This is a genomic window from Undibacterium sp. Ji50W (assembly GCF_049340445.1).
Taxonomy (GTDB): domain Bacteria; phylum Pseudomonadota; class Gammaproteobacteria; order Burkholderiales; family Burkholderiaceae_D; genus Undibacterium.
In genome coordinates this window covers 83,434-95,573 of record NZ_JBMPOX010000023.1, presented here as the reverse complement: position 1 = coordinate 95,573, position 12,140 = coordinate 83,434, and the positions used below count along the sequence as shown (strand labels likewise).

General features: G+C 51.6%; 12 protein-coding genes. 10 read left to right on the top strand and 2 right to left on the bottom strand.

Features of this window, described 5'->3' with window-relative positions; all coding sequences use genetic code 11:
* Positions 1-622 precede the first annotated feature (622 nt).
* Positions 623-2,119: a CoA-acylating methylmalonate-semialdehyde dehydrogenase gene (locus ACO0K9_RS23810; protein ID WP_422989123.1), complete on the bottom strand. Its 1,497-nt coding sequence runs from the start codon at positions 2,117-2,119 to the stop codon at positions 623-625.
* Positions 2,120-2,232: 113 nt separating this feature from the next.
* On the opposite strand from ACO0K9_RS23810, the gene ACO0K9_RS23805 reads away from it, so the two are divergent.
* The 4 genes from ACO0K9_RS23805 (at position 2,233) to ACO0K9_RS23790 (ending at position 4,819) form a co-directional block, all read left to right on the top strand.
* Complete coding sequence (locus ACO0K9_RS23805; RefSeq protein WP_422989121.1) at positions 2,233-3,117, top strand: LysR family transcriptional regulator; 885 nt, start codon at positions 2,233-2,235, stop codon at positions 3,115-3,117.
* Between the two features lie 161 nt (positions 3,118-3,278).
* A complete protein-coding gene (locus ACO0K9_RS23800; RefSeq protein ID WP_422989119.1) occupies positions 3,279-4,007 on the top strand; it encodes a substrate-binding periplasmic protein in 729 nt (242 codons plus the stop codon).
* Positions 4,007-4,288: a hypothetical protein gene (locus tag ACO0K9_RS23795; protein ID WP_422989117.1), complete on the top strand. Its 282-nt coding sequence runs from the start codon at positions 4,007-4,009 to the stop codon at positions 4,286-4,288. The genes ACO0K9_RS23800 and ACO0K9_RS23795 overlap by 1 nt, the downstream gene beginning before the upstream one ends.
* Before the next feature lie 42 nt (positions 4,289-4,330).
* Positions 4,331-4,819 carry an FKBP-type peptidyl-prolyl cis-trans isomerase gene (locus tag ACO0K9_RS23790; RefSeq protein ID WP_422989115.1) on the top strand — a complete coding sequence of 163 codons (489 nt, stop codon included), beginning with the start codon at positions 4,331-4,333 and terminating at the stop codon, positions 4,817-4,819.
* A 44-nt stretch (positions 4,820-4,863) separates the two neighbouring features.
* Here the strand turns inward: ACO0K9_RS23790 and ACO0K9_RS23785 are convergent, their stop codons facing one another.
* Positions 4,864-5,130, bottom strand: coding sequence for a hypothetical protein (locus tag ACO0K9_RS23785; RefSeq protein ID WP_422989113.1), 267 nt, complete (start codon positions 5,128-5,130; stop codon positions 4,864-4,866).
* Between the two features lie 394 nt (positions 5,131-5,524).
* Between ACO0K9_RS23785 and glpK the strand changes: the two genes are divergently transcribed.
* The 6 genes from glpK to ACO0K9_RS23755 all read left to right on the top strand — a co-directional run bounded on the left by glpK (position 5,525) and on the right by ACO0K9_RS23755 (position 12,084).
* Positions 5,525-6,994: a glycerol kinase GlpK gene (glpK, locus tag ACO0K9_RS23780; protein ID WP_422989111.1), complete on the top strand. Its 1,470-nt coding sequence runs from the start codon at positions 5,525-5,527 to the stop codon at positions 6,992-6,994.
* Between the two features lie 123 nt (positions 6,995-7,117).
* Positions 7,118-7,651 (top strand): SRPBCC family protein, encoded by a 534-nt coding sequence (locus tag ACO0K9_RS23775; protein WP_422989109.1) that lies wholly within the window; start codon positions 7,118-7,120, stop codon positions 7,649-7,651.
* Positions 7,652-7,693: 42 nt separating this feature from the next.
* Entirely contained in the window at positions 7,694-8,104 is a 411-nt protein-coding gene (locus ACO0K9_RS23770) for a hypothetical protein (protein WP_422989107.1), read from the top strand.
* Between the two features lie 149 nt (positions 8,105-8,253).
* On the top strand, positions 8,254-9,468 hold the full coding sequence (locus ACO0K9_RS23765) for a DUF3419 family protein (RefSeq protein ID WP_422989105.1): 1,215 nt from the start codon (positions 8,254-8,256) through the stop codon (positions 9,466-9,468).
* A 9-nt stretch (positions 9,469-9,477) separates the two neighbouring features.
* On the top strand, positions 9,478-10,605 hold the full coding sequence (locus tag ACO0K9_RS23760; RefSeq protein WP_422989103.1) for a hypothetical protein: 1,128 nt from the start codon (positions 9,478-9,480) through the stop codon (positions 10,603-10,605).
* Positions 10,606-11,574: 969 nt separating this feature from the next.
* Positions 11,575-12,084 carry a DUF2059 domain-containing protein gene (locus tag ACO0K9_RS23755; protein WP_422989101.1) on the top strand — a complete coding sequence of 170 codons (510 nt, stop codon included), beginning with the start codon at positions 11,575-11,577 and terminating at the stop codon, positions 12,082-12,084.
* Positions 12,085-12,140: the final 56 nt, after the last annotated feature.

Sequence of the window (12,140 nt, the reverse complement as noted above, 5' to 3'; positions counted from 1 at the left end):
AATTACCCATTCCTTTTGTTCTGCCGTATAGCGTACTCGTTTCATCTTACTCTGCCTTTCGCTCTCCAACGGGTTAGATTTCTGATGACGCGACATCTATCCTGACATGGAGGGGAAGCAAAGAAAGTATTTCGGCCGCCGGGCCGAGACCCGGCTTGGTTCTACGAAGGGCAATCTTATAATCAACGTCAGCACAAAAACAACGCCACTGGAACGCCAGCACGGTGGCCTCCTGCCTGCGCAGGAGCGATGTTTTTATTATTGCCGTTGTTTTACCGAAACCCATCCCCATCCCAACCTTCCCCTTGAAGGGGAAGGAGCCAAAACAATCTCCGCTTTTCCTCTGTGTCTCCGTGGTGTAGCAGGGAATTCGTCTGGCTTGCCACACGCCTGCGTAACGAAGACTTCTTGCAAGAAGTCTTTCCTTCCTCTGTGGTGAGAGGTCTTGGGTTCGACATGAATTAACGAATACGTTATTCAGAGGCCCTGTGTTGGGCTGATAAAGCGTAGCCCAACCTACAGCTGCCTTCGCAAGAATGACGAAAACGAGATTGCCGTTCGTCGACAGAACCCCATCCTCATCCCCCCCTTCTCCTTGAAGGAGAAGGGGTAAGCCACGCCGCTACTTCGCCACCGGCATCGTAAACTCCGCCCCTTTTCCTATGCTATCCGGCCACCTCTGCATAATCGATTTATAACGCGTATAAAACCGTATCCCCTCTTCGCCATACGCATGCACATCGCCAAACAAGGAGCGCTTCCAGCCGCCGAAAGAATGCCAGGCCATGGGCACAGGAATGGGTACATTGATGCCCACCATGCCGACCTGGATGCGGCGTGAAAATTCGCGTGCGGTATTGCCGTCTGAAGTGAAGAGCGCGACGCCATTGCCAAATTCATGGCGGTTGATCAGTTCAACAGCAGATGCAAAATCAGGTACCCGGACTATGCACAATACCGGGCCAAAAATTTCTTCACGATGGATTTTCATGCCCTCTTTGACATGGTCAAACAAACAGCCACCGAGGAAAAAACCACCTTCATGCGCAGCCACTTTCAGGCCCCGGCCATCGACCAGCAATTGCGCGCCTTCGGCGATGCCTTCTGCAATATAAGATTCGATTTTTGCCTTGTGTTGCGCCGTCACCACCGGGCCCATTTCAGCATCCGCTTCCATGCCGTTTTTGATCTTCAGGGCCTGCACCCGTGGCACCAAAGCCTGCACCAGTTTGTCGGCGACATTACCGACCGCGACCGCCACCGAAATCGCCATGCAGCGTTCACCGGCTGAACCATAGGCAGCACCCATCAGGGCGTCGACGGCTTGTTCCAGATTGGCGTCGGGCATCACCACCAGGTGATTTTTTGCACCGCCCAAAGCCTGCACGCGCTTACCCAGGCGTGTACCTTCGCTATAAATGTATTCGGCAATCGGTGTTGATCCAACGAAAGAAATAGCGGATACATCGGGGTGTTGCAACAAACCATCAACAGCGACTTTATCGCCCTGCAATACATTAAACACCCCATCTGGCAAACCGGCTTTTTTGAGCAAGTCGGCAATCAGCAAAGAGCAGGAAGGATCACGTTCAGACGGTTTCAAAATGAAGGTATTGCCGGTCGCAATCGCCAGCGGGGCCATCCACATCGGCACCATGAAGGGGAAGTTGAAAGGCGTGATGCCAGCCGTCACCCCCAGTGGTTGGCGCAGGTTGTAATTATCTATGCCACCGCCGATATTGTCAGAAAATTGTGATTTCAGCAGTTGTGGCATGCCACAGGCAAATTCAACGATTTCTATGCCGCGTGTGACTTCGCCCATGGCATCCGACAAGACCTTGCCATGTTCACGCGTGATCAGGGTCGCCATTTCCTGGTGATGCTGGTCCAGCAATTCCTTGAACTTGAACATCACACGGGCACGCCGTAGCGGTGCAGTCTCTGCCCATGCAGGTACGGCGGCCTTGGCCGCGGCGACGACGGCATGCACTTCATCCAGGCTGGCCAGGGCAACACGGGCGCTGACCTCGCCGGTGGCAGGATTGAACACATCCTGCTGGCGACCACTGCCGGAAGCGTAGGCCTGCCCATTCATAAAATGCGAGAGTGTGGATGTCATAAGTAAACCTTAGAGATGAATTGATGATTGCCAGTGAGTGACGATGAGATTAATTCACTCCTCATGGTAAATCCAATGAGTTATTATCAACTGCAATATAAGGATCGCTAATAATGGACTTGACACAACTCCGTGCTTTTGTGGCCGTGGCCAGGGAAGGTAATCTGACCCGGGCGGCGGAACAATTGCATGTGACGCAACCAGCCGTCAGCCTGCAGATCAAGGCCTTGCAGGAATACCTGCAACTGCAGTTATTCACACGTAGCGCCAGCGGCATGCGCCTGAGTAATGATGGTGCAAAATTATTGCCGTATGCAGAAAAAGTACTGGCCGGCATGGGCGAGTTTCGCCAGGCCGCCTACGCCTTGCACAGCACCATTTCTGGAGAGCTGGCGATAGGCACCATACTCGATCCGGAATTCACCCGGCTGGGAGTATTTTTGAAGCGTCTGGTCGAGACTTATCCACAGTTATCCACAAAGTTACAACAAGGCATGTCGGGTACGGTACTGCAACAAATCCGTGCCGGCACGCTGGATGTCGGCTTTTATCTGGGGCAGCCGCCGGACGATGGCAAAACCCCCTGCCACAGCCTGGCGCTGACCACATTCAACTACCGCGTGGTGGCACCAAATGGCTGGAAAAACCGGGTAGCGGGCCAGGGCTGGGCCAGTCTTGCCCGCCTGCCCTGGCTATGGACGCCGCCAGAATCGGCGCATCACCGCCTGCTCAGCAAGATTTTCAATGAACACGGCGTCAGCGCCAACATCGTCGCCCTGGTCGACCAGGAGCCGTCCATGCTGGACCTGGTCAAATCCGGGGTTGGCCTCAGCCTGATACGTGATTCCATCGCCATACGCGAAGCCCATGCCCATGGCCTGGTTATTGCTGATGCAGTCAGTGTACCCACCGAACTCAGTTTCATCTGCCAGGAAAAACGCCAGCACGAAGCCATGATTGCCGCCAGCTTTGCCTTATTGGAAAGTATCTGGAAATAGTTGCTTCTTCAGATATTCAGATAAACAGGTTCTTACACAAAATTACCAAGACCTGTAGATGTAAGGAGTTGTAGAACATGTCAGCAAACGAAAATAGCTGCCACACCGGGAAATTCAGCGGTATATTTCCAACACTAAAAAAATATACTGGGACACCCGTCGTGAAATTGTTCGTACCTTGCTTCGTATTTTGTCTGATGCTTACCCCGCTGGTGAGCCGGGCAGAAAGCATCAAACTGCTGATACAGGAATATGCCCCCTTCACCCACACCGATTCCAAAACCGGTGAAATCCTCGGCATATTGACTGAAAAAATACAGGAAATCCTGAAACGTGCCGGCGATACCTCCACCATCAGCAGTACCTCGCTGGCCCGTGGCCTGAATTCCACCCTGAATGATGACAACACCTGCTTGTTCGGCTTCCGCCGCACTCCCGAACGCGAAAACTTGTATAAATGGGTAGGTCCGCTGACCAATGACACCTGGGTCTTGTATGCGCGCAAAACCGACACCCGGGTATTAAAAACCCTGGAAGATGCCAAACCCTATTCCATAGGCTCCTACAAAAATGCCGCCACCGGCATGCAACTGAGTGAGCAGGGTTACAAGATAGAGTTTTCCAACCAGGATGAAGACAATCCGCGCCTGCTGATCAACAACCGGCTCAATTACTGGATCGTGTCAGAATCCCACGGCATGGTCCTGGCCCAGCAGCAAGGCTTTGGAAATGATATTGTGCGGGCCGTCAAATACAAAACCATGGAACTGAACATGCTCTGCAATAGCCGTATGGACAAACAACGTATAGAGTTGTACAACAAACTCAATAAAGACCTGGATAACGACGGCACCATGGAAAAGATCATGCACAAGTACGGGATGAAATAATGGCACGCTCGACTAAAGCCAGCTATGCCGTCAACCGCCTGCGCGAACGCAGCAACAATGCGCCCTATTCCATGGTCAGCATGGCCGACGGCCGCTTTTACCTGACCCTGGCAAACATCGAGGATGACGATGCCGCCCCGCAAGTGCTGGGTGAACCCATGGAAATGGATGAATTTGTTGCCTACGTAAATAACGTGCACAAACAGGCTCCCAAAAAAGCCAGCAAGCTCGATATTGCTTTTGAAAAGAAGTTACAGGCATCCAAAGACAAAAATGGCTAAAGCCGTATTCCAACAACTTCCACCAACCATAAGGATAAAAGAATGAAGTCACTACTGTTCATCAGCCTGTTGGCAAGCAGCCTGTTGCAGGCATTGCCCGTGCATGCAAACCCGGCGGCAGAAACTCCTGCACAGAGTCCGGCCACTGAATCAAGTGCGCCAAGTACGCCAGCACCTGAGCAAGGGCCCAGCGTACAAAAGATCGACCTGGTAGTCGGCAAGGGACTGGAAGCCACAGCGGGCCGCAGTGTAGCCGTACATTACACCGGCTGGCTGCATGACCCCTTCGCCAAGCAGGAACGCGGCAGGCTGTTCGACAGTTCCAAAGGCCGTGGACCACTGACTTTCATCCTCGGCACTGGCCGTGTGATCAAAGGTTGGGATCAAGGGTTAACCGGCATGAAAGTTGGCGGCAAACGCACACTGATCATTCCAGCAGAACTGGCTTATGGTGCAAAAGGGGCAGGCAACGGTCTGATACCGCCAAATGCACCACTGGTTTTTGATGTGGAATTGCTGGACGTGAAATAAATCAGACCAAGCCCAAAACCCAGGCAGCACTGGGTTGGGGTGGCTTATTTATCCTGGACTTTGTCCTGGAATTTATCCTGAATATCAAACCACACCGTTTCATTCGAATACACGGCATAGAAAAAGCTGCAGATGATCAGTACCGTGGCCAAGGTACCGGCTATGAACAGGAAACTCAGCCCGGTGGGGAAAATGTACTGGTACCAGCCCAGCAAAGTGATCATCACCATGCAAAAAAACGCCAGCATGATCAGGCGACGGCTCTTGCGCATGGTGCCAAAAGCGATCAGGATCAGAATAAGTAAAGACAAAGAAAAATTGAGGAGTCCGGGCACAACCTGACCTTTCCTGAAATACACAAAAGCGACAAATACCGACTTTTAATTAATAATTCAACTATAACAAATACCAATATATTTGCCTGCAACACAAAGTAAAGAATTTGTAAGCAGATGTCAGCACTCCTACGCTGAAGCAGGGTATAAAAATCACCATAAGAACCTGTTTACGATCTGTAGCGAGCGAGCGTCAGCGGGGTAAGGGTAACAAAAACGCAGCGCAAAAAGCGGAATGTACTTAAGTACATGAGCATTTTGAGCAGCGCATGAGTCCCGATCACGCCCGCGCAGTAAGATCGCAAACAGGTTCTAAGGCATCACACACGGCATTGTTTACTGTAGCCACCGGGACAAATCAGGATCTTCCATGACTTATCTGCTCGCTTTAGACCAGGGTACCTCCAGTTCACGCAGTATCATTTTCAATGAACGCGGTCAGTTAATCGCCTCTGCCCAGCAGGAATTCCGCCAGATTTTCCCACAGCCCGGCTGGGTCGAACATGACGCCACAGAAATCTGGCAAACCCAGTTCGCCACCTGCCGGCAGGTCTTGCAAAATGCCGGTCTGCAAGCCAGGGACATTGCAGCCCTGGGCATTACCAACCAGCGCGAAACCACCATACTGTGGGACAGAAAAACCGGCCAGCCCCTGGCCAATGCCATCGTCTGGCAAGACCGGCGCACCGAATCCTATTGTGAACAACTGCGGCATCAGGGCAAGGCTGAACTGATACAAGCCAAGACCGGCCTGATACTCGACCCCTATTTTTCTGCCACCAAGCTGAAATGGCTGCTGGACCAGATTCCCGATGCCAGACGCCGTGCCGATGCCGGCGAGCTGGCCTTTGGTACCGTCGATAGCTGGCTGGCCTGGCAACTCAGCGCCGGCAAACTGCATGTCACCGATGTCAGCAATGCTTCACGCACCATGCTGTACAACATCCACCGCGGTGAATGGGATCAGGATCTGCTAGCCTGGTTTGATATCCCGCCATCTGTGCTGCCACAAGTCCTGCCGTCCAGCCATCGCTTTGGTGCAACCAGTCTGCTGGGAGACAGCATTCCCATCGCTGGCATCGCCGGTGACCAGCAGGCCGCCTTGTTCGGCCAGGCCTGTTTTACCCCCGGCATGGCAAAAAATACCTATGGCACCGGCTGTTTCATGCTCATGCACACGGGCGACAAGTGCCCGGTATCGCAAAATGGCCTGATCAGTACCGCCGCCTGCCAGACCGGCCCGCAGCGCCAGTACGCCCTTGAAGGCAGCGTATTTATCGGCGGTGCCGTGGTCCAATGGCTGCGGGATGGCTTGAAAGCCATACAACATTCAACCGATGTGGAAGACCTGGCCGCCAGCGTGCCGGATTCTGGTGGCGTGGTGTTTGTACCCTCTTTCACTGGTCTGGGCGCACCTTACTGGGTACCATCGGCCAAGGGTGCGATACTGGGCCTCAGTCGTGGCAGTACTGTCGGCCATATCGCCCGCGCCGCACTGGAATCGATAGCCTTCCAAAGCACCGCACTATTGCAAGCCATGACCAGGGATGCCGTTTCCCCCATCAGCGAATTAAGGGTGGATGGTGGCGCCGCGGCGAATAATCTCTTGTTACAATTTCAGGCGAATTTGCTGGGCATACCCGTAATACGCCCCAAAGTGACAGAAACCACGGCCCTCGGTGCCGCTTACCTGGCCGGGCTGGGGACGGGAATTTATCAAAATACCGATGAATGTGCCGCATTATGGCAAATGGACAGACAGTTTTTTCCCACCATGAGCAGGGACCAGGCAGCCAGCCTCATGCAGGAATGGGAAATCGCGGTAGGCCGGGTACGTTAATAAGTTTGTGGATAAGCTGTGGGTAAACTATTAATTCGCTATTAATAAGCTGTTGATAAGCTACTGAATTTGCATGATCACGGTCGTGGACATTTTTACCTTCCCCCTTTACAGGAGCAGAAAATGAAAATCATCAAATGGATAGCCGGGATTCTCGTCACCCTGATCGTCGTACTGCTGGGTATCGCCTATTCGCTACCGAATGAATACCGCGTCAGCCGCAGTATCGTCATCCAGGCTACACCGGCCAAGATCTTCCCCCTGATCGCTGCACCCAGGGCATGGAAAAACTGGTCCGTATGGAATCAGCGTGACCCTTCCATGGAAATGCAGTATTCCGGACCAGAATCCGGCCCCGGTGCCGCCTGGGACTGGAAAAGCAAGAGCCAGGGCAATGGCGGCATGAAGTTCAATCAGGTACAGGCGGACCAGAAGCTGGAATACGAATTGCACTTTGAAGGCATGGGCAAGCCCTCAGTCGGTGCAATGGTACTGGAAGTACAGGCTGGCGGTACCAAAGTCACCTGGGATATGCATGGCAGCAGCGAAGGAAACCTGATGATGAAGCTATTCGCCCCGTTTATGGATAAAATGGTGGGTCCGGACTTTGAAGCCGGTCTGCTTAACTTAAAAAAACTGGCTGAAAAGACGTCCTAACAAGCTTAGGTTGTAAAGAATCATTTTAATCCGATTGCATCAATGAAACTCAAGTTTGCCCTGATCCTGGCCTTGCCACTACTGACCGCATTGCTAGGACTATCCGTTTTTGCTGCTGAAGCTGGCAAAGTTGCCCCTCCTGCTCCTGCTACTCCAGTTTCGCAGCCAGCTCAACCGGGCAAGGGCATGCAAGCCGTATTTGTGGTCGCCCCGGAAGATTTGCCCAAGCAAAATAGCGGTGTGCAAATCGATGCGCCCAAGCAGAAAGCCATAGAAAAAAGTAATAAGCCCGATGTTCCCATCCTGGTCTGGTCCGGGCCAGTGCCGCTGGCCGGAGGCCTGTGGATACTGGTCGCCTCCATGCCGGTGCTGGCTTCCTTGTATTTTGCTTACCAGTTACTGATGTTCATCAAGGCCCGCCGCCGCAGGTTATCCACAGAACGCGGCTCCTAGGCGAGGAGCTGCAACGCAGCTGGGCCAGTTTTGCGCAAGTCCCCCGCATATGGATAATTGTTTTTCATCGAATATTCATCTCCCTGTCACCAGCCTGTCACCTGCACATCCTACAGTCTCCCTTATCTAAACCATAAGTGGAGACCAGCATGTCCACCAAAGCCCTGATCGACAGCGCCGTTTTCAATTCCACCACCTCTGGCCGCAAAGGGTTGGCAGACAAGCTATTCGCCCACTGGTTCAGCCGCCTGGTGTATGCCCAGATCTGGGAAGATCCACAATCTGACCTTGATGCGCTACAACTCAAGCCAGGCGCGAATATCCTGACCATCTCTTCTGGCGGTTGCAATGCCCTGGCCTATCTGTCGGCCGAACCGGCTGCCGTGCATGCGGTGGACCTGAATGCCGCCCACCTGGCCATGCTCAACATGAAGCAAATGGCCATCAAGCATTTGCCCGACTACCAGGCGGTACTGGCTTATCTTGGCAATGCCAACCAGGCCGATAACCTGAAACGCTATAAGCGACATATCCGCAATCACCTGTCTGACGATGCCAGTAATTTTTGGGAAAGCCGTTCCTTGTCCGGCAAGGCGCGTTACCATTATTTTGCCAGCGAAGCCTATCAACATGGCTTGCTGGGCAACTTCATCGGTTTTGCCCATTTCTTTGTACGCCTGATGGGTGGCGACATGAGCCAGCTCATGCAAGCCCGCAACCTGCAGGAACAGACACAACTGTTTGAACAATACGTGGCACCCGTATTTGAAACCCGTTTGTTCCGCCTGATTGCCAGCCAGCCGCTGGCCCTGTACAGCCTGGGTATTCCCCCATCCCAGTTTGAAGCACTTAAAAAAGATGCCAAACAAGGCCTGCATGTCTTGTTCAAGGAAAGAATGCGCCACCTGGCCTGTGATTTCCCGCTGGACCACAACTGTTTCGCCCAGCAAGCCTTCGCCCGTCGCTATGACACCAGGCAGCAAACTGCCTTGCCGCTGTATTTGCAGCAACAGCATTTCAACAGCCTGCGCCAGAATATAGACCGACTGCATGCACATCACACGACCCTGACCAATTTCCTGCTCGGCCAGCCACGTGCATCCATGGACGCCTATCTGTTTCTTGATGCACAAGACTGGATGGATCAGCAACAACTGACTGAACTATGGCAAGAAGTCACACGCACGGCAGCGCCTGGTGCCAAAGTGGTGTTCCGTACTGGCGGTAGCGAATCCCCGCTGGAAGCCCAATTGCCGGCAGACATCCTGGCTGCCTGGCATACCGACCCGCAACACAACCGCCAGTTGTACCTGACAGACCGTTCTGCCATCTATGGTGGCATGCATCTGTACAGCAAACGCTGATTTTCAGACTTGAACACATCATCCCTACCACCGCATGTGGTGGCTGATGCCCTGTGGCTGCTGACGGCCCGTTCGCGCGGTGGCCAGCACTGGGTCGGCAATACGGATTGCGCCATTGATGCGATCGAGATTGCCGGTCACAGCCAGCCAGTCAGCCTGCTGGAGCACAGTCACTGGCAAGACAGTTATGTCGCCAGCCCACGTTCTACCTGGTTACGCTATGCCCGCCAGGAAATGCTGCGCCAGTTAAGCCCCGGCCTGGCCGCGCTTGGTCAACTGCTTTCCTGTGCCGTATTCGGCCCCATGTCTGCATTGCTGAATGCCAGCAAACTGGATCAGGCTGCCATCTGCAGTAATCACCTGATATCCACCAACCTGTATCCAGAATGGCCGGCATCTGCCGTGCAACAGGCGACCGACAGCCTGCTGCAAAAATATCCGCAACGACCGCTGATGATGCGCAATATCTGTCCGGCCCTGCATCCGGCACTGGCACAGCAACTTATCCACAACGGCTGGCAAATGCTGCCTTCGCGCATGGTCTATCTGTGTGATCCGCAAGAAAAAACCGTGTGGAAGCATAATCACGTCAAACAGGATGCCCGCCTGCTCGCCAATAAGCAGGTAGAAATCCTGCCGCATGAAGCTATACAGATCCAGGATCTGCCCACTTTGCGCCAGTTATTCAGGCAATTGTTTATAGCCAAGCATTCTTGCCTGAACCCGGATTTCAGCCTGGCATTTTTTGAACTCTGCCTGGAAACGCGCTTTCTTGAACTGCTGGCCTTGCGCTGGAAAGGCAGGCTGGTCGGCGTCATAGGCTTATATTCGCATCCCGAAAGTGGCTGTATCACCACCCCTCTCATCGGCTATGACACCAGCCTGCCGCAAGAACTGGGTTTATACCGCCGCCTGATGGCCTTGCTATTACATAAAGCCAAAGAAAAACAACTGAAACTGCACTACAGCTCCGGTGCCAGCCAGTTCAAACGTGCACGTGGCGGGCATCCCCATCTGGAATATACGGCGGTCTACAGCCAGCACCTGCCCACACTTAGCCACCAATCCACCCGCTTGTTCGCCAGCATTTTGCAAAACTGCGCGCCAGCTATCCTGAAACGCGCCGATCATTTGTAGCAACTTGGCAATATCAAAAAGACCTGCAACATGTAAAAAAACAGCAATAAAACCATAAAAGGCCTGTGGACAAGTCTATGCATATCCCCAGGATGAACTGTGCAAAACCACCGCTACTTATCCAGTGCCGATTTTTATCCCAAAACTGTTCTTCTTTCATACAAGACTTATAAGAACATCTATACATGCACTAAGCTTTTGATTCTGTGGACAAATACAGACTTATCCACAAAAAGTCGCGCCGTTAACTACTACTACTATGTATATATAAGCTAAGTTATTTAATTGAACTGTCTGAACTCCGAAAAAAGATTTTGTATTTTTTCAAAAAGCCACATACCTTTTCCAATAAAAAAATAAGTCTTTTCTGAAACCCCAAAACCTCCGTCAACAATGTCTGTTCGTCATTTGAACCGGACCTGCTTAAAAACCTGGCCTTAGCAAATGTTTCCTGAAGTTTTCCTCAAAAACCATTTGCCAGCACATATGCATTTGTTAAAGCAACAGGTTTTAAAGAAGTACAAGCAATTTTTACTGTTCAAAAACACATCTCTGCCAGCAAATTGAGCTGTGCGATTCAAAAACTGCTGTCAGTCCACCTGTATCCCTAGTCTTTTTGCAAAAATTCAGCAGAAAAACCACAAAATTCAAAAAAACTTTGTGGATAACTCCGTCGATATCCACTGTATGCATTGTGTGTAAGCCAGAAATTATTCACTGTACGCTTTACTGTTCAGATTTTGTCCTGTGGATATACAGACTTTTATCACCGCCTTATCATTTGCTTAAACTTTTGATTCTGTGGATGTTTACCGACTTATCCACAGACAAGTGCCTGCTTTAACAATCACTACCATGTATATATAAAGTTATTCTATTTAAGAGTATCCACAGGCAAAAAAAATCAAAAAAACAATTTGCCAGAACTGCCGTAGAATTCGTAACTCGTTCAATCACAAGGAGATTTCCATGAACCTCTGGTCGAAATTACTGCTTACTAGCTTGCTGGTCTGTGGATCTGCCCATGCAGAAACACCGACCGAAGCCTCAGTGAAAGAATTGCTGATAGCGACGAATACCCAGCAAATGCTGAGTGCAGTCGAAGCGCAGGTCGACGGCTTGATGAAAGGCATGATGCAAAAAGTCACCAAAGACAAGCCGCTCAGTGACGAACATCAAAAAGCCCTGGATAAATTCAGGGAAAAAGTCATTGCCATTCGCAAACAGGAAATGAGCTGGGACAAGCTGGAGCCTATCTTCATCGAAATTTATAGCAAATCCCTGAGCCAGGAAGATGTCGACGGCATCACTGCCTTCTACAAATCGCCGGCCGGTAAGTCCTATGTCAGCAAAATGCCCGCGATGATGCAGCAATCCATGGCATCCATGCAAAAATTGATGACCCCCATGATGGAAAAAATGGTGCAAGCAGGTAAAGAGCTGGAAGAAGACCTTGCCAAGGCAAAAAAAACCAAGTGATTCGTAATAAGTAATATGCAATAAACAACTTATAAGTAATTGATAAGCAGGTCTGT

Bases quoted from the DNA above. Each gene is read 5' to 3' on its own strand.
- ACO0K9_RS23810 (WP_422989123.1), bottom strand. From the start codon at position 2,119: ATGACATCCACACTCTCGCATTTTATGAATGGGCAGGCCTACGCTTCC.
- ACO0K9_RS23805 (WP_422989121.1), top strand. From the start codon at position 2,233: ATGGACTTGACACAACTCCGTGCTTTTGTGGCCGTGGCCAGGGAAGGT.
- ACO0K9_RS23795 (WP_422989117.1), top strand. From the start codon at position 4,007: ATGGCACGCTCGACTAAAGCCAGCTATGCCGTCAACCGCCTGCGCGAA.
- ACO0K9_RS23790 (WP_422989115.1), top strand. From the start codon at position 4,331: ATGAAGTCACTACTGTTCATCAGCCTGTTGGCAAGCAGCCTGTTGCAG.
- glpK (WP_422989111.1), top strand. From the start codon at position 5,525: ATGACTTATCTGCTCGCTTTAGACCAGGGTACCTCCAGTTCACGCAGT.
- ACO0K9_RS23775 (WP_422989109.1), top strand. From the start codon at position 7,118: ATGAAAATCATCAAATGGATAGCCGGGATTCTCGTCACCCTGATCGTC.
- ACO0K9_RS23770 (WP_422989107.1), top strand. From the start codon at position 7,694: ATGAAACTCAAGTTTGCCCTGATCCTGGCCTTGCCACTACTGACCGCA.
- ACO0K9_RS23765 (WP_422989105.1), top strand. From the start codon at position 8,254: ATGTCCACCAAAGCCCTGATCGACAGCGCCGTTTTCAATTCCACCACC.
- ACO0K9_RS23755 (WP_422989101.1), top strand. From the start codon at position 11,575: ATGAACCTCTGGTCGAAATTACTGCTTACTAGCTTGCTGGTCTGTGGA.